This is a genomic window from Streptomyces sp. NPDC059003 (assembly GCF_042740445.1).
Taxonomy (GTDB): domain Bacteria; phylum Actinomycetota; class Actinomycetes; order Streptomycetales; family Streptomycetaceae; genus Streptomyces.
Genome location: NZ_JBHYJH010000012.1, coordinates 43,563 through 67,914, shown reverse-complemented (window position 1 = coordinate 67,914; position 24,352 = coordinate 43,563). Strand labels below are relative to the sequence as shown.

Annotated in this window: 24 protein-coding genes, 1 tRNA gene and 1 riboswitch; of the genes, 10 read left to right on the top strand and 15 right to left on the bottom strand. The window is 72.0% G+C overall.

From position 1 onward, the window contains the following. Positions 1–47: 47 nt before the first annotated feature. On the bottom strand, positions 48–1,436 hold the full coding sequence (locus ACFWZ5_RS08205; protein ID WP_384794807.1) for a peptidoglycan-binding protein: 1,389 nt from the start codon (positions 1,434–1,436) through the stop codon (positions 48–50). A gap of 267 nt (positions 1,437–1,703) precedes the next feature. Here ACFWZ5_RS08205 and ACFWZ5_RS08200 point away from each other — a divergent pair. The 4 genes from ACFWZ5_RS08200 to ACFWZ5_RS08185 all read left to right on the top strand — a co-directional run bounded on the left by ACFWZ5_RS08200 (position 1,704) and on the right by ACFWZ5_RS08185 (position 6,865). Further along, positions 1,704–1,777: transfer RNA gene (locus ACFWZ5_RS08200), tRNA-Lys, on the top strand. A gap of 87 nt (positions 1,778–1,864) precedes the next feature. Beyond that, positions 1,865–2,578, top strand: coding sequence for a FadR/GntR family transcriptional regulator (locus ACFWZ5_RS08195; RefSeq protein WP_384794809.1), 714 nt, complete (start codon positions 1,865–1,867; stop codon positions 2,576–2,578). A 328-nt stretch (positions 2,579–2,906) separates the two neighbouring features. Continuing rightward, on the top strand, positions 2,907–4,931 hold the full coding sequence (locus ACFWZ5_RS08190) for a glycosyltransferase family 2 protein (protein WP_384794811.1): 2,025 nt from the start codon (positions 2,907–2,909) through the stop codon (positions 4,929–4,931). Continuing rightward, positions 4,928–6,865 carry a galactose oxidase-like domain-containing protein gene (locus tag ACFWZ5_RS08185; protein ID WP_384794813.1) on the top strand — a complete coding sequence of 646 codons (1,938 nt, stop codon included), beginning with the start codon at positions 4,928–4,930 and terminating at the stop codon, positions 6,863–6,865. The genes ACFWZ5_RS08190 and ACFWZ5_RS08185 overlap by 4 nt, the downstream gene beginning before the upstream one ends. Positions 6,866–6,964: 99 nt before the next feature. Here ACFWZ5_RS08185 and ACFWZ5_RS08180 read toward each other — a convergent pair whose 3' ends face one another. Next, positions 6,965–8,017, bottom strand: a complete 1,053-nt coding sequence (locus ACFWZ5_RS08180) for a glycoside hydrolase family 6 protein (RefSeq protein WP_384794815.1) — start codon at positions 8,015–8,017, stop codon at positions 6,965–6,967. Positions 8,018–8,178: 161 nt separating this feature from the next. Here ACFWZ5_RS08180 and ACFWZ5_RS08175 point away from each other — a divergent pair, with 161 nt between their 5' ends. The 3 genes from ACFWZ5_RS08175 (at position 8,179) to ACFWZ5_RS08165 (ending at position 10,615) form a co-directional block, all read left to right on the top strand. Then, a complete protein-coding gene (locus tag ACFWZ5_RS08175; RefSeq protein ID WP_384794817.1) occupies positions 8,179–8,946 on the top strand; it encodes an ANTAR domain-containing protein in 768 nt (255 codons plus the stop codon). 399 nt (positions 8,947–9,345) lie between these two features. Next, positions 9,346–9,428, top strand: a riboswitch (cobalamin riboswitch). A gap of 54 nt (positions 9,429–9,482) precedes the next feature. Beyond that, positions 9,483–9,710: a CbtB-domain containing protein gene (locus ACFWZ5_RS08170; RefSeq protein WP_384794819.1), complete on the top strand. Its 228-nt coding sequence runs from the start codon at positions 9,483–9,485 to the stop codon at positions 9,708–9,710. A 17-nt stretch (positions 9,711–9,727) separates the two neighbouring features. Next, the gene (locus ACFWZ5_RS08165; protein ID WP_384794821.1) at positions 9,728–10,615 is read left to right on the top strand and encodes a CbtA family protein; all 888 of its coding nucleotides are present in this window, start codon (positions 9,728–9,730) and stop codon (positions 10,613–10,615) included. 462 nt (positions 10,616–11,077) lie between these two features. On the opposite strand, the gene ACFWZ5_RS08160 is transcribed toward ACFWZ5_RS08165, so the two are convergent. The 12 genes from ACFWZ5_RS08160 to ACFWZ5_RS08105 all read right to left on the bottom strand — a co-directional run bounded on the left by ACFWZ5_RS08160 (position 11,078) and on the right by ACFWZ5_RS08105 (position 22,202). Then, positions 11,078–11,755 carry a class F sortase gene (locus ACFWZ5_RS08160; RefSeq protein WP_384794823.1) on the bottom strand — a complete coding sequence of 226 codons (678 nt, stop codon included), beginning with the start codon at positions 11,753–11,755 and terminating at the stop codon, positions 11,078–11,080. Positions 11,756–11,764: 9 nt separating this feature from the next. Continuing rightward, positions 11,765–12,283, bottom strand: coding sequence for a hypothetical protein (locus ACFWZ5_RS08155; protein WP_384794825.1), 519 nt, complete (start codon positions 12,281–12,283; stop codon positions 11,765–11,767). A 205-nt stretch (positions 12,284–12,488) separates the two neighbouring features. Next, entirely contained in the window at positions 12,489–13,268 is a 780-nt protein-coding gene (locus ACFWZ5_RS08150) for an HAD-IIA family hydrolase (protein WP_384794827.1), read from the bottom strand. Between the two features lie 75 nt (positions 13,269–13,343). Then, the gene (locus ACFWZ5_RS08145) at positions 13,344–14,414 is read right to left on the bottom strand and encodes a 2-aminoethylphosphonate ABC transporter substrate-binding protein (protein WP_384794829.1); all 1,071 of its coding nucleotides are present in this window, start codon (positions 14,412–14,414) and stop codon (positions 13,344–13,346) included. Positions 14,415–14,475: 61 nt separating this feature from the next. Next, positions 14,476–15,273, bottom strand: a complete 798-nt coding sequence (locus tag ACFWZ5_RS08140; RefSeq protein WP_384794831.1) for an ABC transporter permease — start codon at positions 15,271–15,273, stop codon at positions 14,476–14,478. Beyond that, a complete protein-coding gene (locus ACFWZ5_RS08135) occupies positions 15,260–16,129 on the bottom strand; it encodes a 2-aminoethylphosphonate ABC transporter permease subunit (RefSeq protein WP_384794833.1) in 870 nt (289 codons plus the stop codon). The genes ACFWZ5_RS08140 and ACFWZ5_RS08135 overlap by 14 nt, the downstream gene beginning before the upstream one ends. After that, the gene (locus ACFWZ5_RS08130; RefSeq protein ID WP_384794835.1) at positions 16,122–17,174 is read right to left on the bottom strand and encodes an ABC transporter ATP-binding protein; all 1,053 of its coding nucleotides are present in this window, start codon (positions 17,172–17,174) and stop codon (positions 16,122–16,124) included. Before ACFWZ5_RS08130 ends, ACFWZ5_RS08135 begins: the two co-directional genes overlap by 8 nt. Next, entirely contained in the window at positions 17,171–17,863 is a 693-nt protein-coding gene (locus ACFWZ5_RS08125) for a phosphonatase-like hydrolase (protein ID WP_384794837.1), read from the bottom strand. The genes ACFWZ5_RS08130 and ACFWZ5_RS08125 overlap by 4 nt, the downstream gene beginning before the upstream one ends. Before the next feature lie 5 nt (positions 17,864–17,868). After that, on the bottom strand, positions 17,869–18,990 hold the full coding sequence (locus ACFWZ5_RS08120) for a TIGR03364 family FAD-dependent oxidoreductase (protein WP_384794839.1): 1,122 nt from the start codon (positions 18,988–18,990) through the stop codon (positions 17,869–17,871). Between the two features lie 138 nt (positions 18,991–19,128). Beyond that, on the bottom strand, positions 19,129–19,914 hold the full coding sequence (locus tag ACFWZ5_RS08115) for a GntR family transcriptional regulator (RefSeq protein WP_384794841.1): 786 nt from the start codon (positions 19,912–19,914) through the stop codon (positions 19,129–19,131). Positions 19,915–20,066: 152 nt separating this feature from the next. Then, positions 20,067–20,819, bottom strand: coding sequence for a hypothetical protein (locus ACFWZ5_RS08110; RefSeq protein ID WP_384794843.1), 753 nt, complete (start codon positions 20,817–20,819; stop codon positions 20,067–20,069). 186 nt (positions 20,820–21,005) lie between these two features. Further along, entirely contained in the window at positions 21,006–22,202 is a 1,197-nt protein-coding gene (locus ACFWZ5_RS08105; RefSeq protein ID WP_384890537.1) for an ROK family protein, read from the bottom strand. Positions 22,203–22,258: 56 nt separating this feature from the next. On the opposite strand from ACFWZ5_RS08105, the gene ACFWZ5_RS08100 reads away from it, so the two are divergent. Continuing rightward, a complete protein-coding gene (locus ACFWZ5_RS08100) occupies positions 22,259–23,347 on the top strand; it encodes a Gfo/Idh/MocA family oxidoreductase (RefSeq protein ID WP_384806769.1) in 1,089 nt (362 codons plus the stop codon). Then, on the top strand, positions 23,344–23,865 hold the full coding sequence (locus ACFWZ5_RS08095; protein WP_384806767.1) for a heme-degrading domain-containing protein: 522 nt from the start codon (positions 23,344–23,346) through the stop codon (positions 23,863–23,865). The genes ACFWZ5_RS08100 and ACFWZ5_RS08095 overlap by 4 nt, the downstream gene beginning before the upstream one ends. A 41-nt stretch (positions 23,866–23,906) precedes the next feature. Here ACFWZ5_RS08095 and ACFWZ5_RS08090 read toward each other — a convergent pair whose 3' ends face one another. Beyond that, positions 23,907–24,032, bottom strand: a complete 126-nt coding sequence (locus tag ACFWZ5_RS08090; RefSeq protein ID WP_384806764.1) for an LPXTG cell wall anchor domain-containing protein — start codon at positions 24,030–24,032, stop codon at positions 23,907–23,909. 43 nt (positions 24,033–24,075) lie between these two features. On the opposite strand from ACFWZ5_RS08090, the gene ACFWZ5_RS08085 reads away from it, so the two are divergent. After that, on the top strand, positions 24,076–24,352 hold a 277-nt coding region (locus ACFWZ5_RS08085; protein ID WP_384890535.1), incomplete at its 3' end, for a hypothetical protein.

The window sequence follows — 24,352 nt, the reverse complement described above, 5'->3', positions numbered from 1 at the left end:
CCGTCGCGCGTTCCGTACCGGACCCGACCCCCGAACCGACATCCCCCTCACCGGAAGAGCCGCCGCCACGTCTCCGGCCCCGGAACCCCGTCCGCCGCCCCGCCCCGCCACCCCTGCGCCCGCTGGAACGCCTCGACCGCGCGCCGGTCGGCCTCGCCCCAGCGCGGCCCCGGCCCCACCGCGTACGACGCCCCGAACCCCTTGCGCACCAGCTGCCGCCCGAGCAGCTCGACGTACCGGTTGCGCTGCCCCGGCCGGAAATAGCCCTTACCGGGGAAGGCCGGAACCCGGGGAACCCCGTGCACACCGGGCACACCGGGCCCACCAGACCCACCGGACGCACCCGACGTACCGTTCGCGCCACCCGCGCCAGCGGTCCCGCCCCCGCCCGCCGGAATGTCCCGCCCCGCCCCACGCACCAGATACGACCAGGTCGTCGGCCCCGGAAGCCCGTCCGCGTCGGCGCCCGTCCAGCCCTGCGCCCGCTGGAACGCCCGCGTCGCGCTGCGGTCGGCCTCGGTCCAGCGCGGCCCCGGGCCCGAGCGGTAGTAGCGGGCGCCGCCCCGGGCCACCAGCATCTTCCCGAGCCGCGTGACGTACGGGTTGTTCGCGCCGGGTCCGAAGGCCCGCGCGCCGGGGTAGCGCGCCGCGTCCGAGGCGTCGGGCGCGCCCTGGCCCGCGCTCCGCAGCCCCTTGTAGCGATAGGCCAGATAGCGGTCCGCGTACTTCCAGTACGCATAGGGCGTGGCCGCTCTGCGGGCGTGCGGCCGGGTCTGCTCATAGGCGAGGTAATAGTTGCGCGTGTAGTCGGTCCAGCCGCCGAAAATCGTCACGTGCGAACCTCTCTCCGGGTTCGCCGGATTGTGGAAGAGGAGAATGTCGCCGGGTTTCAGCGCGTCCTTGGAGATGCGCGTGCCGTACGTGGCGAGGCTGCCCGTCCATTCGTTCCCGCCGAGATTCCAGGCCATGGAGACGAAGCCGGAGCAGTCCTGCCGGTAGCCGTCGGACCAGAAGCCGTGCAGGTTGTACGGCACCTCGGCGGCCACCCATCGCTTGGCCCGGTTGATGATCTCGGCCCGGGTCGTCGTGCGCAGCCGCGCGCCCTGTCCCGCGGCCCCGTGCAGGGCGCTCTGCTTGCCCTGCGGCGTGGCCGGATCGTCGACACCCGGCCGGGAATCGGCCAGCGCACCCTCTCTGACCTGCGGAAACCATCCCGGTACCGGGGCCGTCACGGGGGCCGCCACCGCCTGGCCCGATCCGAGCACGGAGCCCGCCGCGGTCGCGAGGACGAGCGCGCGGCGGGCCCCGTGCGCCGCCGGGTGGCCGCCGAGCCGGGGCGGCAGGGCGTGCGTTCCCGAGCGCCGCCAGTGCACGCATCCGGGGCAGTCGCAGTCGGTCGCGGGCTCGAATTCCTCGAATACCGGAGCAGCCTCCATGCGATTCCCCTCACACCCCGAGAGTTCCCCGGGGATTTCCCCCCGAGCGGCTTGTCCGCGCATCTGCACATCCGTCAGTTTCTCAACTGTCTCCGGATGGCGCATGTTGACGGTCCGAATGACGGAGCGCCCCGCCTTTCCGGGTCCGGGCCCGCCCGTACGCACGACACCCCCGAATGGCCCGCCAAGGAACCCGCCCCGGCCCACCCCGCCAGCCGGTGGTCATGACCACCCCCGGACGTCCGGTAGAGTTATCCAGGTCAGCAGGCGCCGCTAGCTCAGTTGGTTAGAGCAGCTGACTCTTAATCAGCGGGTCCGGGGTTCGAGTCCCTGGCGGCGCACAGACACGAAAAGGCCCTCCGTTCCGACGGGGGGCCTTTTCGCTGCTCACCCCCCTGCCGACCAGGGACGACCGCTACCGTTGCGCCATGGCGCGCGACATCCAGGAGCGGATCAAGAAGCTCATCATCGACCAGCGGCTGCCCTCCGGGGCCGTGCTGCCCACCGAGCCCGAGCTGATGGAGCACCTGGGCGTCAGCCGGAACTCGGTGCGCGAGGCCCTGAAGGCCCTCCAGGCGATGGGCATCGTCGAGATCCGCCACGGCTTCGGCACCTACGTCGGGCCGATGTCGGTGGCGCCGATGATCGAGGGCCTCACGTTCCGCACCGTCGCCGGGCACTACCGCGGCGAGGACAGCCTGCTCCAGCTGCTCGAACTGCGCGAGGCCGTCGAGACCGGCCTCATCGCGCGCCTCGCGGGCTCCATCCCGCCCGCCGACCTGGCCGAGCTCGACGCCCTCGTGGACCGCATGGACGCCGAGGCCGCGCCGCCCGGCGGCGCCGTGCGCGCCGAGACCGACCGCGCCTTCCACACCACCCTCTACCGCTGCCTGGGCAACCGGCTGCTCGGCGAGGTCCTCGAGGCGTTCTGGGACGCCTTCCACCGCGTCCGCACCGACCTGGTCGACGTCCCCCAGGACCCCAAGATCACCTGTCGGCAGCACCGCGAGATCCTGGACGCGGTGCGCTCCTCGGACGTGCTCCGGGCCGAGCGGGCGATAAGGGAACACTTCGGTAACATTCGCACCCGTTTGACCGCTCCCGCCTCAACAACCGCCCCCCATCCCACATATGACCGGTAAACTCCTTGTTTCGCTCTTGCGATCATGGCTAGGCGCGTAGAACCCTGACGGGAGTCCCGGGCAGGCCCGGGCTTCATGAAGCGTGCGGCACGGGGCAGTTGGGGGGCTTGGGCACGGGCCGCCGTGAGAGCTCCGCATGAACGCCAGGACAGGGGGTCCCCGCGTTCATGAACGGATGCCGAGGGGGGCATCATGCAACCGGAAGGCCACCTTTCGCTGTCTCAGCAGAGAGTGGCCGGCCACTCATGCGTCCGCGAAGGCCGGGGAGACGACCCGGCGGGCGGAAGGACCGACGACCACGCGGACGGCCGCGTGCGGGGGGATGACCATGACGTCCACGCCGGCGGGCGAGCAGCACAGCGACCCGTCCCAGACGACCCAGCTCAGAGCGGTGTCGCGGACGGGCGGCTTCCGTCGCATCAAGAAGTCCCTGCCGCGCTACGACTACGAGCACTACAGCCGCCTGGCCGGGCCCCTCACACAGCCGGACCCGTCGAAGCCGTACAAGGTCCAGTACCGCTCGCTGCTCTCCCAGGAGCCGCACCGCATCCGCGCCGCCCTGATGCTCGGCGCGGCGCCGCTGCTCTCGCTCGTCCTGCTCGCCTGGCTGCTCCAGCCCGAGCACTGGACCGAACGCGACTACCCCGCGTACGACTTCCTGCCGGTGCTCGACGTCGTCATGCTCGTCTCGATCGGCCTGATCGAGTTCTTCCGCTGCATGAACGTCCTGTCGAACGCGCACGCCACGCTCGTCGCCCGTGACCCGGTGCCCGTCGTGCCCGAGACCGGCACGCGCGTCGCCTTCCTCACCTCGTTCGTGCCCGGCAAGGAGCCGATCGAGATGGTGACGAAGACGCTCGAAGCAGCGGTCAAATTGCGCCACCGCGGCCTGCTGCACGTCTGGCTGCTCGACGAGGGCGACGACCCCGAGGTCAAGGCGGTCTGCGCGCGCCTCGGCGTGCACCACTTCTCCCGCAAGGGCATAGCGAAGTGGAACCAGGCCAAGGGCCCGCACCGCGCCAAGACCAAGCACGGCAACTACAACGCCTGGCTGGACGCGCACGGCGACGGCTACGACTACTTCGCCTCGGTCGACACCGACCACGTCCCGATGCCCAACTACCTGGAGCGGATGCTCGGCTTCTTCCGCGACCCGGACGTCGGCTTCGTCATCGGCCCGCAGGTGTACGGCAACTACGACACGTTCGTCACCAAGGCCGCCGAGTCCCAGCAGTTCCTCTTCCACGCCCTGATCCAGCGCGCGGGCAACGCCTACGGCTCACCCATGTTCGTGGGCACGAGTAACGCCGTACGGATCAAGGCCCTCAAGCAGATCGGCGGCCTGTACGACTCGATCACCGAGGACATGGCGACGGGCTTCGAGATACACCGCGCCAAGAACCCGGACACCGGGAAGAAGTGGAAGTCGGTCTACACCCCGGACGTCCTCGCCGTCGGCGAGGGACCCAACGCCTGGACGGACTTCTTCACGCAGCAGCTGCGCTGGTCGCGCGGGACGTACGAGACCATCCTCAAGCAGTTCTGGAAGGCGCCGTTCTCGCTGCCCCCGGGGCGGTTCTTCAACTACACGATGATGGTCATCTTCTACCCGATGTCCGCCATGAACTGGATCCTTGCGGCGCTGAGCTGCGCCCTGTTCCTGGGCCTCGGCGCGTCCGGCGTGAACATCGACCCGACCATCTGGCTGATGCTGTACGGCAACGCGTCGGCGCTGCAGATCGGCCTGTACATCTGGAACCGCCGCCACAACGTCTCGCCGCACGAGCCCGAGGGCTCTGGCGGTGTCGCGGGCATGGTGATGTCGGCGCTCTCGGCGCCCATCTACGCGCGCTCACTGATGGACGCCGCGCTGCGCCGCAAGTCCAAGTTCGTGGTGACGCCCAAGGGCGACTCGGCGAGCCCGGACACGCTGTTCGGCACGTTCCGCATCCATCTGTTCTTCATCCTGGTCTTCGCCGGGTCCATCACGGCGGCGTACGTGTACGACCACGCGCATCCGGCGATGATCATCTGGGCCACGTTCGCGCTGCTCATCACCGCGTCGCCGATCTTCGCCTGGCGGCACGGCATGCGGCAGGAGAAGAAGAAGCAGCAGCAGACGCGGCAGCCGGGCCGGGCCGCCGGGGACACCGACGCCGCGCGCGCGGCGCAGCAGGGCGCCGTGCCGACGCACCACGCCGGGTACGGGCAGCAGGGCCAGCACGGGCAGCACCACGGCCAGCCCGGACACCACGGCCAGCCCGGTCACCACGGACCGCACGGACAGCAGAAGCCCAGCTGGGCCTCGAATGAGGAGACCATGCAGATCGCCCTCGGGAGCCACGAGAAATGAGAGACCCCTCAAGCCGCCGCCGCGCCCGCCGCATCGCGATAGGCACGGCGGTGGTGCTTGCCCTTGCCGGGATGAACGGCCCCTGGCTGTGGCGCGTGGGCTCCGAGAAGTACCACAACTACAAGATCAACAAGCCGGAGTACAAGGCGGCCAACGGCCACTGGAAGGTCATCGACTTCCCCGAGGAGTACCGGCAGAACACGATCCACGCGTCGCTGCTCCACACCGGCAAGATCCTGATGGTGGCGGGGTCGGGGAACAACCAGAAGAACTTCGACGAGAAGAAGTTCGACACCCGCCTGTGGGACCCCGAGAAGAACACCATCAAGAAGATCCCGACGCCCACGGACCTCTTCTGCACCGGCCACACCCAGCTCGCCGACGGCAAGCTGCTCATCGCGGGCGGCACCAAGCGGTACGAGAAGCTGAAGGGCGACGTCACCAAGGCCGGCGGCCTGATGATCGTCCACAACGAGAACCCGGACAAGCCGATCACGCTGCCCGCGGGCACCAGGTTCACCGGCAAGAAGAACGGCAAGACGTTCGTGTCGAAGGACCCGGTCGTCGTGGAGCGCGCCAAGAAGGTCTTCGACAAGCAGACCGGCCGGTTCCTGCGCAACGACCCCGGCCTCGGCCGCATCTACGTCGAAGCGCAGAAGAGCGGCGCCCAGTACGAGACCGGCACGCAGGACAACTACCGCGTGCAGGGCCTGAACGGCTCCGACGCCCGCAACACCTACGGCATCGCGCAGAAGCTCGCCCTCGACAAGAAGGACTTCCAGGGCATCAAGGACACCTTCGAGTTCGACCCGGTGGCGGAGAAGTACATCAAGGTCGACCCGATGAACGAGGCGCGCTGGTACCCCACGCTGACCACGCTCACCGACGGCAAGGTGCTCAGCCTCTCCGGCCTCGACGAGATCGGCCAGCTGGTCCCCGGCAAGAACGAGGTGTACGACCCGAAGACCAAGAAGTGGACGTACACCAAGGGCGTCCGGCAGTTCCCGACGTACCCGGCGATCTTCCAGATGGCCGACGGGAAGCTCTTCTACTCCGGTTCGAACGCCGGCTACGGCCCCGACGACGTCGGCCGTGACCCGGGCATCTGGGACCTCAGCACGAACAAGTTCAAGAAGATCCCCGGCATGAGCGACCCGGACCTCCTGGAGACCTCCAACACGGTGGAGCTGCCGCCCGCCCAGGACCAGCGGTACATGGTGGTCGGCGGCGGTGGCGTCGGCGAGTCCAAGGAGTCCAGCACGAAGACGCGGATCGTCGACCTGAAGGCGAAGGCGCCGCGCTTCGTGGACGGCCCGGAGCTGGACAAGGGCACCCGCTATCCGCAGGCGTCGGTCCTGCCCGACGACTCCGTCCTGATCTCCGGCGGCTCCGAGGACTACCGCGGCCGCGGCGCCTCCAACATCCACGAGGCGCGGCTTTACGACCCGCGCAAGAACACCCTCGACAAGGTCGCCGACCCGCACGTGGGCCGCAACTACCACTCGGGCTCGATCCTGCTTCCCGACGGCCGCGTGATGTTCTTCGGCTCGGACTCGCTCTACGCCGACAAGGCCAACACCAAGCCGGGGAGCTTCGAGCAGCGTGTGGAGATCTATACGCCGCCGTATCTGTACCACGGCGACCAGCCGACGCTTGGTGCTGGCCCCAGGGCCATCAAGCGGGGGGCGTCGGGGACGTTCCCGACGAAGGACGCCGCGTCCCTCAAGAAGGCCCGCCTGATCCGTCCTTCCGCCACGACCCATGTCACGGACATCGACCAGACGTCGATCGCCCTCGACATGAAGAAGTCCGGCGACAAGATCACGGTGACGGTGCCGAAGAACCGGAGCCTGGTGGAGTCGGGTTGGTACATGCTCTTCGTGACGGATGGCGAGGGCACGCCGAGCAAGGCGCAGTGGGTGCACGTGCCGTAAGGAGTGCCCCATAAGGGGCGCGGGGCGGTGTCGATATGCGGCTCCGCCGCGTGGGCGCGACCAGCCACAACGGACCCGCAGTTCACCGCGCCCCTTCAGTTATTTACTCCCCTTCGCAAGGGCGAGGGCATACTCCGGCCACCACTGACCAGCCTGCGGGCCGCCCCGACACGTCCCGTCGGACTCCCCAGGCCGCTTGACCCAGAGGTACGCGTCGACCTTCGGGTCACCGGTCTTGGTGGTGGGCGTCTCGCCCAGGGCCCGGCCCGGGGGGTTGCACCAGGGGTCCTTGCCCTTGCCCGTGTAGGGCCCGCGCCCATTGCGGCTGGTGTCGATGACGAAGGGCTTGTCGCCGATCTTGGCGGAGAGCGTCTTGCCGTAGGTCTTGCTGGCCTCGGTGGTCTGGAAGTTGGACACGTTCACGGCGAAGCCGTCGGCCTGCTCGACGCCGGAGCGCTTCAGCGGCTCGTACAGACCGTCCGGGTGGGACCAGCCCGCGTTGCCCGCGTCCAGATAGACCTTCGTGTTCTTCAGGGACTTGAGCTTGCCGACGGCGCCCCTGAGGAGGTCGTAGCGCTCCTCGTGGAACTGCTCCGGCGTGCACTTGTCGACCATGTGCAGGACCGCGTCCGGCTCCAGGACGACCGTGGCGTTCCGGTCGCCGATGCCCTTGGCCACGCCGTCGATCCACGCGCGGTAGGCGTTGCCGTCGGCCGCGCCGCCCTTGGAGAACTGGCCGCAGTCGCGGTGCGGGATGTTGTAGAGGACGAGGAGCGCGTCCCGGTCGGCCTTCTCGGCCGCCTCGGTGAAGCCGCGCGCCTCCTCCTCGGGCTTCTCCGGGCCGATCCACTCGCCGACGGGCTGCTCGGCGATCTTGCGGATCTGCTCCGCGTCGTCCTTCTCGCCGTCCTTCTCGTACGCGGCGACCTGCTGCGCCGCGTTCCCGTCGGGGTTGACCCAGAACGGGTCCTCGCCCTTCGGCTGCTGCTTCACCGGGCGGGTGGCACTCTCGCCGTCCCCGTCGTCGCCGTCGGACGAGCACCCTGACAGGGCGAGGGCGGACAGCAGCAGCGCGGCCCCCGTGCGGGCCACCGGCGCCGACACCCCCCTGGCCGCGAACCCCCGTCCGCGACCTGTGTTTTTGCGGTACATCCACTCCCCCTTGGGTGCACGGTGCGGTGCTCAATCCTGACATAACTACGAGCGGCCCACGAGGGCGGGCAAGCGCGCGAAAGCACCTGTTGGAGAGCTGTTACACCGTCCCGATGCGGGGTAGGCGAGATCTGTGGGGGGCGGCGGATAAGGGGAGGCCCATGCCGGACCGCACCTCTCAGCTCAAGCTCGCGCGCGCCCTCGTCGAGATCGTGGACACCCTCACCGACGACTTCGACGCGGAACACCATCTGGCCCGTGTCTCCCAGCACTGCGTGGAGCTCCTCGACGCCCTCGCGGCCGGTGTGATGTACGCGGACGGGGACACCGAGGTGCACCTGGCCGCGAGCCACCACGGGAGCGAGCTCGCGTACGACCTCCTCCAGGCGCAGCACCTGGGCGGGCCGTGCCTCGACGCTTACGGCTCCGGCAAGCCCGTGCCGTCGGTGCGGCTCGCCTCGGACGCCGCGCTCACCCGCTGGCCCGGGTTCACCGAGCGGGCCCGCGCGCGGGGCGTCGGCGCCACCTTCGCGGTGCCGCTGCGGGTGCGGGACAACGTGTTCGGGGTGCTGAACGTGTTCGTGTCCCGCAACGGCGTCGTGCCGCACGAGGGCGAGGACGAGGGCGCGTTGGAGCTCGCGCAGGCGCTCGCCGACGCCGCCGCCGTCGGGCTGCACCACCACCGCGCGTACACCGCGTACCGCGACCTCTCGCAGCAGCTGCAGGCCGCGCTGACCAGCCGCATCCGCATCGAGCAGGCCAAGGGGATGCTCGCCGAGCGCTGGGGCACCGGGCTCGACACGGCCTTCGACGCGCTGCGCCGGTACGCGCGCAGGGAGCGCCTCACCATGGACGTGGTCGCCGGAAACGTGCTCAAGGGGGCGATCGACGACGCCGCCCTGCGCGACGACGGTCCGAAACCGCCGTAGCAAGCACCGCCCGCAAAAGACCACTTGGCGTCAAACCCCCTCTAGAACAGGGCCGTCATCCGCTCTAGAGTCGTGTCAACGGCCCAAGCCCCCGGCCCGAGTTGACTCACGTCAGCACTCCACCACGATGGGACCATCCAAGGCCTCCCGCGCCGGCGCCGGGTTACTCCCGCAGCTCGAGCGCACGCGGTCGAGGACCAGCCCGGTCAGCGGCTCCGGGGGGAGCGGGTCGTTGACCGGGCCAGGTGTCCCCGCGCCACGGCCGTCACACATCCGCAGCTCACGCGCCCGCGCCGCGCATCCGCGCGCCGCCGTCAGGGGCGCCCGGCCTGGTTGACAGTGTCCATGACCACCTGGGACTCTCCGGGCGACAAGTCCATACGTCGAGGCGACGGTTGCCAGGAACCCGGTGCGAATCCGGGACGGTCCCGCCACTGTGATCCCACGCGCACGCCGACGTCGCGCGGGAAAGTCAGGAACTGAACCCGTCGTCCTCCTGCCATGGGGCGTGGAAACCCCAGAAGGAGAGCCACGGTATGTCCGCTACCTCTGCGCACACCGCACCACACACCGACACCGCGGCGGTACAGTCCGCGACGATCCAGGCCCGTGACTGGCTGATCGCGGCGGGCGCCGCGCTCGTGGCGCTGATCGTGCTCTACGCCGTCTTCATGGACAACGGCTCGCTGATCTCGGCGACCGGCGACTATCTGCACGAGTTCGCCCACGACGGCCGGCACCTCTTCGGTGCCCCCTGCCACTGATCGGGGCCGCCCGCACCATGCCTGCGTCCCCCGATTCCCCGAACTCGCTCACCGCTCCCCGCACTTCTCCCCCCGAGTCCGCCTCCGCTGACTCCTCCGTCCCGATACCGCCCTCGTCTTCGTCCTCGCCCTCGCCCGTCCTGTCGCTGCTCGGGCGCGGGCTCGCGGCCGGGGGCCTGGGCGGGCTCGCGGCCGGGCTCTTCTCACTCCTCCTCGCGGAGCCCCTGATGGACCGGGCGATCCGCGCGGAGGAGGCCCGCTCGCAGGAGCACGCCCACGAGGCCGCGGGTGGCGCGGTCCAGCACCACGAGGAGCTGTTCTCGCGCTCCACCCAGCACGCGGGCCTGGTCATCGCCCTGGTCGTCGCGGGCCTCGCGATCGGCGTGCTGTTCGCCGTCGCGTACGCCCTCGTGCACCGGCGCGATCCGCGCGCGAACCCGTGGCCGAGAGCGCTCGCGTTCTGCGCCGCGGCGTTCCTCGCCGTGTCCCTCTTCCCCGCCCTGCGCTATCCGGCGAACCCGCCGGGCGTGGGCGACTCCGGCACGGTCGGCGACCGGCAGGAGATGTGGCTGGGGGCGGTCGCCGTCGGCGTGCTCGGCATGTTCCTGGTGTGGCAGGTGTACGTGCGCCTGGCGTCCCGCCCGCTGCCGGTCCGCCAGGCCGCCGCGGCCGTGACGGCCACGGCGGTCCTCGCCCTGCTCTGGGCCCTGCCGGACAACCCCGACCCGGTCCCGGTCAGTCCCACGCTGCTCTGGGACTTCCGCATGCTGTCCCTGGCGTCCCACGTCCTGATGTGGGCGGTGTTCGCGGCAGTCTTCGGCGGCCTCGGCCTGCGCGCGCTACGGGCCAAGGCCCCGGCACGGACCGGGACGACAACGGAGGCCCAGACTCCGGCAACCGCGTAGCCCCGGACCTCCCGGCCCTGGCCCTGTCGTCGCTTCCCCCGCCGTCCGCTCGAAGGACGGGCCGGGGGCGGCGGCAGGGCCGAGCGCTGTCCGGGGGCTCGGCGCGAAGTAAGGAGCGGGGGGGCGCCCGCTGGGGCGAGCGGAGGAGGGCGAGGGCTCGGGGAGGTGCCAGGCCGGCCCGCCCCCGGCACTGACCCGCGTGCCCGCCTGGCCGTCGGCCGGGGGCGGGCAGGGGCCCAGGTCGTGTCCGCAAGGTCCCGAGGGGCGGGCCAGGGGCGACGGCAGGGCCAAGCGCTGTCCCATGGACCGGCGCGAGGCAAGGAGCGGGGGGCGCCCGCTCGGGCGAGCGGACGAACGCGAGGGCTCGGGGAGGTGCCAGGCCGGCCCGCCCCCGGCACTGACCCGCCAGCCCGCGTGCCTGCCCGTGTGCCCGCCTGGCCGTCGGCCGGGGGCGGACACGGCCTAGGGTCCGGTCCCCGTGAGGTACGCGGAGACGACGACGTTCGCCGAGTACGTGCGGCTTGCGCGGTCGAAGGTGCCGCCGCAGGTGATCAGGCGGAGTTCGGCGCGTCCCGTCTCGCGGGGGCCGTAGGCCTGGCCCGCGTCGAAGTCGTCCCTGCTGAGGACCTGCACGTCGTCCACCGTGAACTCCGCGAGCGAGCCGTCGTCGCGGGTCACCCGGATCTTCTCGCCCGGGCGCACCGCGCTGAGGTGGTAGAAGATCGCGGGCCTGCTCTCGGTGTCCACGTGCCCGACGAACAGGGCGGTACCGGCCGCGCCGGGCCGCACTCCCCCGCCGTACCAGCCGACGACGCCCGGCTGCGCGTACGGCGGCGGGTCGATCGCTCCCCGCACATCCAGGCCGCGGGCCACCACCGGGGCGCGCACGCCGAGGGACGGTACGTCGACGCGCTGCGGGCGGGCCGGGGCCAGCGGCTCGTGGGCGCGCGGCAGGTCGACCCCGGCGGGGCGGCCGACGGCCGCGACGTCACCGGTCGTGGGGTCGGAGAGGCCTCCGCGTACGTCGGTGATCTCGTTGCCCCACAGCCACAGGCCGACGAGCAGCACGGCCCACGCCACGCCCATGACGAGACGGCTCGTGCCGTGCGGGTGGCCGCTGGGGGGCTCCGGCCCTGTCATGTCGGCGGCTCACCCAGGGCGGCGCCGGCGGGCGCTGCGCAGCGCCACGGCGACGGCCGCCGCGCCCGCGAGGACCAGGCCCACAACGGCGTGGCGCGTGCCGGGTCCGGTCTCCTCCGGGGCGGCGACGGCGGGTGTCAGGGGGGCGGTGCCGCCGCCGCCCGCCCGTACGGGTGACACGGGGGTGGGGCCCGCGCCGGTCACCTGGACGGTGCCGACGCCCTGGTGCGGGTGGCCGTCACAGGTGACGGTGATCTCGTACGTTCCTGAGACGCCCTGTTTGATCCGGGTGGACCCGGACAGCGCCCCCGACCGGCCCGTGAGCTCGGCGTCCGCCTGGAACGCGCCGGACCCGGCGGCGCCGGTGGTGCCCTTGCAGCCTTCGACCCGGACCTCCACGTGGGCGGACGGGGCCGCTGTCGACGGGGTCGTCCTGGCCTTGACCTGGTCCTGGTCGTGCGCGATGGCGGGCCCCGCCGCGAGGGCCATCACCCCCACGCCGCTCACGGCGACCAAACGTATACGCATCGTGAACCTCCTCACCGAGAAGATTCCCGCCCCCACCCACCCCCCGCATCCCCAGCGCCCCCATCCGGCCCACCCCCGCAGCCGCCGACGGCGGGGAACCCCCACGAGGGGCGCCCACCCCCTGGGAGGGTGGAAACGGGCGGGCGGGTGGGAAAAAGCCGCCGCGGTAGCGGCGGACCCCCCACCGACCCGCACCCGCTCAGCTTCAGATCCGGTCGACCAGGTCGGCGATCGACGGAACGACCGTCGAGGGCCGGAAGGGATAGCGGTCGATGTCGGCACGGGACGTGAGACCGGTGAGGACGAGGAAGGTCTCCATCCCGGCTTCGAGGCCGGCAAGGACATCCGTGTCCATGCGGTCCCCGATCATCGCGCTGGTCTCCGAGTGCGCCCCGATCGCGTTCAGCCCCGTCCGCATCATCAGAGGATTCGGCTTCCCGGCGAAGTACGGCTTCTTCCCGGTCGCCTTGGTGATCAGCGCGGCCACGGCCCCCGTGGCGGGCAGCGGCCCCTCCGTGGAGGGGCCCGTCTCGTCCGGGTTCGTGCAGATGAAGCGCGCGCCGTCGTTGATGAGCCGCACGGCCTTGGTCATGGCTTCGAAGGAGTACGTGCGGGTCTCGCCGAGCACCACGTAGTCCGGGTCGTGGTCGGTCAGGACGTACCCGATGTCGTGCAGGGCCGTGGTGAGGCCCGCCTCACCGATGACGTACGCCGTGCCGCCGGGCCGCTGGTCGTCGAGGAACTTGGCGGTGGCGAGGGCCGAGGTCCAGATGTTGGCGACGGGGACCTCCAGGCCCATGCGGGTGAGGCGGGCCTGGAGGTCGCGCGCGGTGTAGATGGAGTTGTTCGTCAGGACCAGGAACGGCTTGCCGGACTCCCGGAGCTTCTTGATGAAGGCGTCCGCGCCAGGAATGGGCACGCCCTCGTGGATGAGTACGCCGTCCATGTCGGTGAGCCACGATTCGATGGGCTTGCGCTCTGCCATGGGGTGCACTCCTGCGGTCTGCGATGAAGCGGGTGGCTGGTGGGACACCCTCAGCCTAATCAGGCGGCCGGCAGGTCAGCTGTCCGTGGCGGACTTCCAGTCCTCGACGTACGACGTGAGGTTCTCGGAGATGTCGTCCCAGTCGGGCTCGAAGATCTCGACGCCGTCCATGATCTTGTCGAGGGCGATGGCGTTGGCGTCGGTGGCCTTGATGTCCTTGCGGGCCGCGAAGCCGCCGCCGACCCCGCTGACCTGCGCTTGCGCGCGCCGGCTGAGCAGGTAGTCGAGGAACTTCCTGGCGTTGGCGCTGTGCGGCGCCTTGTTCACGAGTCCGGCGGCGTACGGCAGCGCGAAGGTGGTCGGCTTCTTGCCCTGCTTCGCGGGGAACCAGATGCCGAGGTTCGGCATGTCCTTGGACTGGGCGTAGTTCATCTGGACGTCGCCGTTGGCGACGAGCAGTTCGCCCTTGTCGACCTTGGGCGCGAGCTTGCCGGTGGAGGCGGACGGGCCGACGTTGTTGGACTGGAGCTTCGCCAGGTACTTCAGGGCGGGCTCCTTGCCGCCGAAGTCGTGCATGGCCTTGATGAGCACGGCGGTGCCGTCGCCCGCGACGCCGGGCGTGGAGTACTGGAGCTTGTTCTTGAAGCGGCCGTCCGTCAGCTCGTCCCAGGTCTTGGGGGCCTTGGCGCCGCCCAGTTCCGCCTTGTTGTAGATGAAGCCGAAGTAGTTGTTGACGACGGCGGTCCACTTGCCGTCGGGCGCCTTGTTCGCGCCGTCGACCTGCTCGGAGCCCTTGGGCTCGTACGCCGTGAGCAGGCCCTTCTCGTCGGCCTGCTGGATGAACGGCGGCAGCGTCACGAGGACGTCGGCCTGCGTGTTGGACTTCTCGCGGACGGCGCGCTGCACCATCTCGCCGGAGCCGCCCTCGACGTACTTCACCTTGATGCCGGTCTTCTTCTCGAAGTCCTCGAAGACCTTGTCGTACCAGCCGTCGCCGTTCTCGCCCTTGAGGCCGTCGGCGCTGTAGACGGTGACGACCTTCGCGTCGGACGCGGAGGAGTCGCCGCCGCAGGCGGTGAGGCCGGCGGCGAGCAGGGCGCAGCCGCCGAGGGCGGCGAGCGTGCGGACGGGAGTGAGGGTGCGCATGACGTGTCGTACTCCTTAGAAGGGGCTTAGAGGGTCTTGAAGGGGCTTGAAGGGGAGGGGCTCAGCGGTAGGAGGCGCGGGTGCGGATGCGGGAGACGGCGAACAGGACGAGCAGCGTCGCCGCCATGAGGACCACGGCGAGCGCGGCTCCGGTGAAGGCGGCGCCGCGGTCGGTGGCCGCGTAGATCCGCACGGGCAGCGGGGTCCAGTCCGGCGGGTAGAGCATCATCGTGGCGCTGAGCTCGCCCATGGACAGGGCGAAGCACAGGCCCGCGGCGGCCGTCAGGGACGGCAGGAGCAGCGGCAGCTTCACGCGCCACAGGACGTACGCGGGCCGGGCGCCGAGTGACGCCGCGGCCTGCTCGTACGCCGGGTCGAGACGCACGATGGCGGCCGAGACCGACTGGTAGGCGAACGCCGTGACAAGAATGGCGTGCGCGAGGACGACGATCGTGGACGTGCCGTTGAGGATCACCGGCGGCTTGCTGAAGGCGACGAGCACGGCGAGGCCGACGACGACGGAGGGCACGGCGACGGGCAGCATGAACAGCGCGTCGAGCGCCTTCTTCCCGCCCCGCCCGAGCCGGGCCGCGGCGAGCGCCGCCCAGGTGCCCGCGGCGAGCGCGAGCAGGCTCGCGCCGAGCGCCGTGAGCAGGCTGGTGGTGAGGGCGTCCAGGGACTCGCCGCGCGTTGCCGCGTCGTAGTGCTCGGCGGTGAACCCGGACGGGAACGCCCCGGACCAGTGGCTCGCGAAGGACGCCGCGACGATCACGAGCAGCGGCAGCGCGAAGACGGGCAGGAAGAGGACGAAGAAGACCGCCCACGTCGCCCACTTGCCCTTGCGGCTATGCACCAGCACGACGGCTCACCACCCGGTACAGGCCGTAGAGGCCCACGGAGATCGCGATGTTGACGACGGCGACGACACAGGCGGCGGGGTAGTCCGACTCCAGCATCGCCTTGCCGTACACGAGCGTCGGCAGGGTCGTGACGCCCTTGGCGCCGGTGAACAGGACGATCCCGAACTCGTTCAGGCACATCACCAGGACGAGGCTGCCGCCCGCGGCGAGCGCGGGCAGGGCCTCCGGCAGGATGACGCGCCGCACCACCCGCGCGGGCCGCGCCCCCAGGCTGGACGCCGCCTCCAGCTGCGCGGTGTCGATCTGTGAGAAGGCGGCGAGCAGCGGCCGCATCACGAACGGCGTGAAGTACGTGATCTCGGCGAGCAGTACGCCCCACGGTGTGGTCAGGAACTGGAAGGGCCCGTCGGCCGCTCCCGTCGCGTCCGTCCACACCCCGTTGGCCATGCCCTTGGTGCCGTAGATGAAGAGCAGCGCGAGGGTGATGAGGAAGGACGGGAAGGAGAGGAAGACGTCGATGAACCTGGCGACGGCCCGCCCGCCGGGGAACGGCACGAAGGCGATGACGAGCGCCAGCACGAACCCGAGGACGAGACATCCCACGGTCGCCCCGACCGCCAGCCACACGGTGGTCCCCAGCGCTTCCCGGAACGCCTCGGACCCGAACACGTCGGAGTACGGCTGAACCGAGGTCCCCCCGGCATCGGGCTGCACGGACTGCTTGACGACGAGGGCGAGGGGATAGAGGAAGACGAGCCCGAGGAGGACGACGGGGGGCAGGGCCCACACCCAGCCGGGCGGTCGGCGGGGTGACTCGGTCTTCTGTGCGGGTGCCGTGAGCGTCGTGCTACCCATCGCCAACCCCCGCGGCCAACAGCACCGCATCCTCCGGCGCGAAGTGCAACGTGACCTGTTCACCGAGACCAGGGGGTTCCCGCAGCTCGCGCACGTCGGCCTTCACCACGTGCCCGCCCACATCCACGTACAGCCGATGCGTGGCCCCCCGCCACTGCACCTCGGACACCTCCCCGGTCAGGGAGTTGGGCCCGGGCCCGAGCCCCACCAGGTGCGGCCGCAGGCAGAGCGTGGCCGTGACCCCGGCCGCCACCCCGTCGGTGGCGACCTTCAGATCGGTGCCGCCGAACGACACGGCACCCGACCCCACGGAAACCGGCAGGAGATTCGCGTTGCCCACGAACGACGCCGTGAACTCCGTACGCGGCCGCCGGTACAGCTCCTGCGGCGTGCCCACATCGCGAAGGCGCGCCTTGTCCATGACGGCGATCCGGTCGGCCAGGGTCAGCGCCTCGACCTGGTCGTGGGTGACGTACAGGATCGACACGTCGGGCAACTCGCGGTGCAGCCGGGCGAGTTCGCCCAGCATTCCGGAGCGCAGCTGCGCGTCGAGCGCGGAAAGGGGCTCGTCGAGGAGGAGCACGCCGGGCCGGATGGCCAGGGCCCGCGCGATGGCGACCCGCTGCTGCTGGCCGCCGGACAGCTCGCGCGGATACCGCTTGGCGTACGCGGCCATGCCGGTCATCTCCAGGGCCTCGGCGACCCGTCCGGGGATCTCGCCCTTGGGGGCCTTCTGCGCCTTGAGTCCGAAGGCGACGTTGTCCGCGACCCGCATGTGCGGGAAGAGCGCGTACTGCTGGACGACCATCCCGATGCCGCGCCGGTGCGGCGGCAGGCCGGTCACGTCCCTGCCGCCGATGAACACCCGCCCCGACGCGGGCCTGACGAAGCCCGCGACGGCCCGCAGCGCGGTGGTCTTGCCGGACCCGGAGGGCCCGAGCAGCGCCATGACCTCGCCGGGCTCGACGGTCAGGTCGAGGGTGTCGAGGACGACGTTGGTGCCGTAGGCGACCGACACGGAGTCGAACCGTATGCCGCTGCTCATGACCCGAAGTCCCGGACGAGGGCGGGCAGTTCGGTCACGGACGGCAGGACGTGCGTGGCCCCGGCGTCCCGCAGGACCGTCTCGCCGTGGGCGCCGGTGCGGACCCCGGCGACGATCCCGGCTCCGGCGCGCGTCCCGCTGCGCATGTCGTACGCCGTGTCGCCCGCGACGGCGATCTCGCGCACGTCGTCGGCGGCGCCGGTGCGCAGGAACGCGGTGAGCACCATGTCGGGGTACGGCCTGCCGCGGCCGCCCGCGTCGGCGGGGCACAGCGTGAGGTCGACCAGGTCCCGCCAGCCGAGGGCGGCGAGGATGGCGTCCTGGGTGACGCGGGCGAAGCCGGTGGTGAGGACCACGGTCAGGCCGGCGCCGCGCAGGTCCTCGATGGCCTCGCGGGCGCCGTCGACGGGGGCGATGAGGCCGTCGTCGACGAGCTCCCCGTACGCCTTCTCGAAGGCGGTGTTGGCGCGCCGGGCGAGGTCCTCGGCGCCGAACAGGTGCCGGAAGACGGAGATCTTGGACTCGCCCATGGTGGCGCGGACGTAGTCGAGCTTCGCGGCGTGGTCGGCGGAGCCGGGCTCGACGCCGAGCTCCTGGGCGGCCGCCGAGAAGGCCCGCTCGACGAGCCCTCCGTCGGCGACGGTGGTCCCGGCCATGTCGAGCACCACAAGCTTTGTCTGCCTGTTCAACTCCCTCACCATCCCAGCTCGTCGGCGGTCTTCTCGGCGATCGCGGGCGAGCACGTCATGCCGCGCCCGCCGGGCCCGGTGACGAGCCACACGCCGTCGCGCACGTGCTCGCGGTGCACGACCCGGCTGGTGTCGACGCACTGCGCGTACACCCCGGCCCAGCGCCGCCGGATCCGCGGCAGCGGGCGCCCCAGGAAGCCCTCGACGACCTCGGTGAGGTGTTCGTAGGGGTCTTCGAGGGTGTCGAAGGCGAAGGGGTGCTCGTACTCGTGGGTGTCGCCGATGGTCAGGCCGCCGTCGGCGCGCTGCACCATGAGCAGCTGCATCTTGTGCGCGGCGGCGGTCGGCGTCTGCGCCTGCCCGGCGTTGAGCGCGTCCAGCTGCGGCGAGCGGTACGCCGGGTAGTAGCGGAAGCTGTCGGCGTCGGCGACGGAGGTGGTGAGCGGCTCGCCGAGCGGGTCGGTCTGCATCATCTGGAGGCGTACGCGGCGCACGGGCAGGTCGGGGGCGAGCTCGCGGACGAGCCCGCCGAGCCAGGCGCCGGTGCACAGGACGACGGTGTCGCCGGTGTGCACGTCGCCGTGGTCGTCGCGGACGGACGCGGGGCCGACGACGTCGCGGACCTCGCGGCCGGGCAGGAAGGTGTAGCGGGGTGACTTCACGAGCTCCTCGCGGAGCCGGAGCTGGGCGGTGCGCGGTTCGACGGCGGCGTCCCGCTCGCACGACAGGGCGGCGGTGAAGTCGCCGCGGAGCGCCGGGTTGAGGGCGCGGGCCTCGTCGGCGGTGAGCAGCTTGTAGCCGCGGGCGGCGGCGTCCGGGCGGGCGAGCGCGGCCTCGGCGACGGCGCGCTCGCGCTCGTTGCGCACGAGGGTCAGCGAGCCGTTGGCGCGGAAGCCGATGCCGGGGACGCGGGCGCCGATCTCCTCCCACAGCTCGCGGGCGCGCAGGGCCGTGTCGAGCTCCTCGCCGCCCGCGCGGCCGCTGACCCATATCTGCCCGAAGTTGCGGAGCGACGCCCCGCGGGCCTCGCTCTCGCGCTCGATCTGTACGACCTCGTGGCCGCGCTCCAGTGCGTGCCAGGCGTGCATGGTTCCCACCACGCCGGCTCCTACGACGATGACTCTCACGGCGGCAACGCTCCTGCCGACGGGTGACCCGGCGGGGGCGGTCCGGCAACGGGACGGTGAACGGGCGCGCAAGCTTGGACTAGACCCGTTATCTTCTCGTGACCATTGGCGGCCAACTGGCGCCCGGAAAGGGGTGGTTCAGCCGAGATGCGTCGTGAACGAGAAGCGGTCCCCCCGGTAGAGGGTCCGCACCCGCTCCAGGGGAAGCCCCGCCGTGTCCCGCGAGAGGCGGTGGATCAGCAGCATCGGCAGCGCGGGCGGCGTCCCGATGAGCAGCGCCTCGCGGGGCGTGGCCAGCACGGTCTCGATGCGCTCGTCCGCGTCGCCGAACGCGATGCCGAGTTCGTCGCGCAGATACGCGTAGAAGGACGAGTCGGGGTCGAAGTCCCGGTCGAGGTGCGGCACGCGGGCCACGGAGACGTAGGTGCTCTCCAGGCCGACCCGCTCGTCGTCGGCGAGCAGCACGCGCTCCATGTGCCAGACGGGCTCGCCCTGTTCGGCCCCGATGTCGGCGGCGAGGGCGGCCGGGCAGGGGAAGCGGTCGAGCGAGATCAGATTCCGCCCCGGGGTGCGGCCCTGGCGGCGTACGCCTTCGGTGTAGCTGGCGAGGGACAGCGGCTGCTCCAGCTTCGGCCCGGCCACGACCGTGCCGCGTCCCTGTCGGCGCAGCCGCCCTTCGAGCAGCAGTTCCCGCAGTGCCTGCCGCACGGTCTCGCGCGCGACCTCGTACCGCTCGGCGAGATCGCGCTCCGTGGGGAGCGCCCTGCCCTCGCCCAACTCGTCGACCAGTCCGGCGATGCGGGCCTTCACGGCGTAGTACTTCGGGATGCGGCCGTGCTCGGGGATCCCGGAGCGGATGGGTGCGCCGGGGGCCTGGTCGCGCAGGTGGGCGGGTGGGGTGGTGCGGTTGTCCTGGTAGTCCACGGGGGGATGGTCGCATGGGTGGGTGACCGGGCGTGCGGCCGTCGCGGGGGCGCCCCAGTCCCGCCCCTTCCCGAACCAGGGGGCCAGCCCCCTGGCACCCCCGCAAAGCAATCGGCCTTCGGCCTCGTCCTCAAACGCCGGACGGGCTGATTTCAGGGGGCGGAGCCCCCTAGTCCCCGTAGGCGCCGGGCGGCCGCCATGAGGGCTGTGCCGCTGAGGAGCAGCGCGGCGGCGGTGGCGCCCAGGCCGAGCGCGCTGCCGCGACCGGTCCGCGCGAGTTCGCCGGGCAGGGGCCACGACGGGCCGCCGTCGCCGACGATGTCGAACGGGTAGTCGTCGGACTCCCCCACCCAGTCGCCGTCGTCGTCCCTGCGCTGTACGACGGCGGCGCTCGCCACGACGTGGTCGGGCGCGGTGTCGGAGGTGAAGGCGAGCCGCACGTCGACCGTGACGGTCTCCCCCGGCCCGGCCGTGAACCCGTCGAACCCGTCGAACCCGTCTGACCGGTCCGACCCGTCGCCGAAGACGCCGACGTGTTCGTCCCGCGCGGTCCGCTCGAACCTCACGGGCCGCCAGCGGTCCCCGTCCCGGAACTCCAGCTGGATCTGCTTCGCCCGCAGCTTCCCCGTCCGGTCGACGAGCACGACGACCGGGTGGATGGTGTCGCAGGTGCCCTCGGTGGTGTTGGTCAACCGCACCGCCCAGCGCCGCCAGCCGCCGCCGGGGTGGTAGGTGGCGGGCCCTTTCCGGACACGGGTGTCGAGGGGGAAGGAGGTGCGGGTGGGGGTGGCGCAGGTGGGCTGGAGCGCGGGGGTTGCCGGGGGGAGCGCCATCGTGGGGGTCGCGGCGGGTACGGCGAGAGCCACGGCGGTGACGCCTGCGGCCAGGTGGCGGCTGATGCGCATGCGGGACCTTTGGCTGGGCGACGACAGGCCGTGGGCGTGACCCTGCCATGCGTAGGCGCCGCGGCGCCGCGCCCTTGCCCTCCGGGCCACCGAAAGCCCCTCGAACAGCGGAGCCGTGGCCCTCCCGGGTGCGCCCCACCAGGGCTGGTGCATTCCAGCCCCTCCGGCGTTTGAGGAGCGGGGGTCCTAGGGGGCGGAGCCCCCTAGTTTCGGGAAGGGGCGGGTCTGGGGCGCCCCCGCGAGGGCAGCACGCCCGAACACCGGCGCCAGGACCAGTTGCGCGGCCCCCTCGGCAACGACCCGCTCCCCACCGGGGGCAACGGCGACGCCCGCCGCCACACGGGCACCTTCCCTCCGAGCCCGCGCAGCGACAACGGCACCGACCCCCCGTACAAAAACCTCCACCGCCCCACCCACCACCCGCCCACCCAGCAGCACAAGGTCGATGTCGAGCAGCGAGACGAGGTTGCCCGCCCCGGTGCCGAGCACCCGCGCCGCCTCGTCGAGGTCGCCGCGCGCGACGGCGGCCAGGCACAGAGCCTCCAGGCACCCCCGGTCACCGCACGCACACGGCGGCCCGTCCAACTGCACGACCTGATGGCCGAATTCCCCCGCCCCCGTGCGGGCACCACGGTGGAGGCCGCCACCGAGCACGAGCCCGGCACCGAGCCCGGTGCCGAGGTGCAGATACGCGAACGACTCCGCGACTCCGGCGAGCGCGAGCCCGAGCGCCGCGGCGTTGGTGTCCTTGTCGACCACGACGGGAAGGTCGAGACGGGCGGCCAGCGCGTCCCGCAGGGGGTACCCGTCCCACGAGGGGAACCCGGTGACCCGGTGCAGCACACCGGTGCCGTGGTCGAGCGGCCCCGGCAGCGCGGCCCCGACCCCGAGCACCCCGCCCGGCGCCGCCGCGACCAGCGCCCCGACCTCCCGCGCCGCGACGTCCACGACCGCGTCGGCCCCCGCCCCGAAGTCGAGGGCGGCCCGCCGCTCGGCCGCCACGCCCCCGGCGAGGTCGACGAGGACGACGACCAGCGCGTCCCGGTCCAGGTGCAGGCCGACCGCGTACCCGGCGTCCGGCACGAGGCGGAGGACCGCGGCGGGCTTGCCGCCGGTGGACGCCCGCCGCCCCGCGTCGGCCACGAGGCCCTCGTCCCGGAGGCGGGCGACGATCTTGCTGACGGCCTGCGGCGTGAGTCCCGCCCGGTCGGCGAGCTCAAGGCGGCTCACCCCGTCGTCCCCGGCGCTCCGGAGCAGGTCGAGCACCACCGCCGCGTTGTGCCCGCGCAACGCCCGCAGATTCGCACCGGCGCCACCGGCGGAATGAGCGCCGGTGGCGCCGGTGCGGTCGCCGCGACGAGTACCTGAGTCAGCCCTGTTCACACCCCCATTGTCGCCACCGCTTGCACTTAAGCAACAGCGTTGCCAAAGTGGAAGGCATGGACGTCATGACTGAAGGCAAGAACGACCTGCGCGTGGGCCTCGTGGGGTACGGCCTCGCGGGCTCCGTCTTCCACGCCCCCCTGATCGCCGCCACCGACGGCCTCGCCCTCGACACGGTGGTCACGTCGAACCCCGACCGGCAGCAGGAGGCCCGCACCGCGTACGGCGCCCGCGCCGCCGCGTCGGCCGACGAGTTGTGGGACCGCGCGGACGAGCTCGACCTCGTCGTGATCGCGTCGCCGAACAAGACCCACGTACCGCTGGCGACCGCCGCGCTCAAGGCGGGCCTGCCGGTCGTCGTGGACAAGCCGCTCGCGGGCACCGCCGCCGAGGCCCGGGAGCTCGCGGGCCTCGCCGACGAGCGCGGGCTGCTCCTGTCCGTCTTCCAGAACCGCCGCTGGGACAACGACTTCCTGACGCTCCGCGAACTGATCGCGGGCGGCGAGCTCGGCGACGTATGGCGCTTCGAGTCCCGTTTCGAGCGCTGGCGCCCGCACCCCAAGGGCGGCTGGCGCGAGTCCGGTGACCCCGAGGAGATCGGCGGCCTCCTGTACGACCTGGGGAGCCATGTCGTCGACCAGGCCCTGGTCCTGTTCGGCCCGGTGACGCGGGTGTACGCGGAGGCGGACGTGCGGCGCCCGGGCGCGCAGGCCGACGACGACACGTTCCTCGCGCTCACCCACGCCGGTGGCGTCCGCTCGCACCTGTACGTGAGCGCCACGACCGCCCAGCTCGGCCCGCGCTTTCGGGTGCTCGGCTCGTCCGCGGGCTATGTGAAGTACGGCCTCGACCCGCAGGAGGCCGCCCTGCGCGAGGGCAGGCGCCCCGGCGACGACGCGGAGCCCTGGGGCGAGGAGGCCGAGTGCATGTGGGGCCGCGTCGGCTCCGGCGAGTCCCCGCTGACCGGCGGCGGCCGCCCGCTGCGCACGCTGCCCGGTGACTATCCCGCGTACTACGCGGCCGTCGCCGCCGCCCTGCGCGGCGAGGGCCCGAACCCGGTCACCGCGCACGAGGCCGCCGCGGCCCTCGACGTACTCGAAGCCGCGCGCCGCTCGGCCCGCGAGGGCGTGGCGGTGGCCCTGTGACCGCGCACCCCGACACACCTGCCGCCCCCTCTGTCCCTTCCGCCCCCTCCGCCCCGTCCGCCCCCTCCGTCGCGGAACTCGAAGAGCAGGAGCGGCGCCTGACGCTCCCCCACTTCACGTACGACGACGCGTGGGGGCTCGGCTGTCTGCTCGTGGAGCTCGCCCGCCGGCGGTCGGCGCCCGTCGCCGTCGACATCCGGCGCGGCGGCCAGCAGCTCTTCCACGCGGCCCTGCCCGGCTCGACGCCGGACAACGACGCCTGGCTCGACCGCAAGCGCCGCGTCGTCGAGCGGTACGGCTGCTCGTCGTACCTGGTGGGCAGCCGGTTCCGCGCCAAGGGCACGACGTTCGAGGAGTCCTCGCGGCTCGACCCCGACCGGTACGCCGCGCACGGCGGCGCGTTCCCGGTCAGGGTCGAGGGCGTGGGCGTCATCGGCACGGTGGCCGTCTCGGGCCTCCCCCAGGTCGCGGATCACGCGCTGGTGGTGGAGGCCCTGGAACGGTTCACCTCTTCCTGACGCCCCGACTCTTCAGTTGTTCCGCTTGTGCCGCGGTCGGGTCACTCGTAGTGGCCCTCGTTGCGGCGGCGCATCCGGATCACGAAGGTGACGCCGGTGCCGAGGAGCGCGGCCGCGATCGCCCCGACGATCGCCAGCTCACCGGACGAGGCGCCGGTGTCCGCCATGTGCCCGTTGTCGTGGGTCTTGGTCGGGTGCGGGGTCGGGTGCGTGGGCGAGTCCGACGGGGACGGGGACGGACCGTCGCTGTCCGAGGGCGACGGGGAGGGGGACGGGCCGTCGCTGTCCGACGGGGACGGAGACGGCGATGGGCCGTCGCTGTCCGACGGGGACGGGCTCGGTGACGGGCCGTCACTGTCCGACGGAGACGGGCTCGGCGACGGCGAGACCGACGGGCTGGGCGACGGGGATGTCGACGGGCTCGGGGACGGGGACGGCGAGACCGACGGGCTCGGCGACGGAGACGGCGCGGCGCACGTCGGCAGAT

Excerpts from the sequence above, each read along its gene's own strand:
- ACFWZ5_RS08205 (WP_384794807.1), bottom strand. The coding sequence starts at position 1,436 with ATGGAGGCTGCTCCGGTATTCGAGGAATTCGAGCCCGCGACCGACTGC.
- ACFWZ5_RS08195 (WP_384794809.1), top strand. The coding sequence starts at position 1,865 with ATGGCGCGCGACATCCAGGAGCGGATCAAGAAGCTCATCATCGACCAG.
- ACFWZ5_RS08190 (WP_384794811.1), top strand. The coding sequence starts at position 2,907 with ATGACGTCCACGCCGGCGGGCGAGCAGCACAGCGACCCGTCCCAGACG.
- ACFWZ5_RS08185 (WP_384794813.1), top strand. The coding sequence starts at position 4,928 with ATGAGAGACCCCTCAAGCCGCCGCCGCGCCCGCCGCATCGCGATAGGC.
- ACFWZ5_RS08180 (WP_384794815.1), bottom strand. The coding sequence starts at position 8,017 with ATGTACCGCAAAAACACAGGTCGCGGACGGGGGTTCGCGGCCAGGGGG.
- ACFWZ5_RS08175 (WP_384794817.1), top strand. The coding sequence starts at position 8,179 with ATGCCGGACCGCACCTCTCAGCTCAAGCTCGCGCGCGCCCTCGTCGAG.
- ACFWZ5_RS08170 (WP_384794819.1), top strand. The coding sequence starts at position 9,483 with ATGTCCGCTACCTCTGCGCACACCGCACCACACACCGACACCGCGGCG.
- ACFWZ5_RS08165 (WP_384794821.1), top strand. The coding sequence starts at position 9,728 with ATGCCTGCGTCCCCCGATTCCCCGAACTCGCTCACCGCTCCCCGCACT.
- ACFWZ5_RS08160 (WP_384794823.1), bottom strand. The coding sequence starts at position 11,755 with ATGACAGGGCCGGAGCCCCCCAGCGGCCACCCGCACGGCACGAGCCGT.
- ACFWZ5_RS08155 (WP_384794825.1), bottom strand. The coding sequence starts at position 12,283 with ATGCGTATACGTTTGGTCGCCGTGAGCGGCGTGGGGGTGATGGCCCTC.
- ACFWZ5_RS08150 (WP_384794827.1), bottom strand. The coding sequence starts at position 13,268 with ATGGCAGAGCGCAAGCCCATCGAATCGTGGCTCACCGACATGGACGGC.
- ACFWZ5_RS08145 (WP_384794829.1), bottom strand. The coding sequence starts at position 14,414 with ATGCGCACCCTCACTCCCGTCCGCACGCTCGCCGCCCTCGGCGGCTGC.
- ACFWZ5_RS08135 (WP_384794833.1), bottom strand. The coding sequence starts at position 16,129 with ATGGGTAGCACGACGCTCACGGCACCCGCACAGAAGACCGAGTCACCC.
- ACFWZ5_RS08130 (WP_384794835.1), bottom strand. The coding sequence starts at position 17,174 with ATGAGCAGCGGCATACGGTTCGACTCCGTGTCGGTCGCCTACGGCACC.
- ACFWZ5_RS08110 (WP_384794843.1), bottom strand. The coding sequence starts at position 20,819 with ATGCGCATCAGCCGCCACCTGGCCGCAGGCGTCACCGCCGTGGCTCTC.
- ACFWZ5_RS08100 (WP_384806769.1), top strand. The coding sequence starts at position 22,259 with ATGGACGTCATGACTGAAGGCAAGAACGACCTGCGCGTGGGCCTCGTG.
- ACFWZ5_RS08090 (WP_384806764.1), bottom strand. The coding sequence starts at position 24,032 with ATGGCGGACACCGGCGCCTCGTCCGGTGAGCTGGCGATCGTCGGGGCG.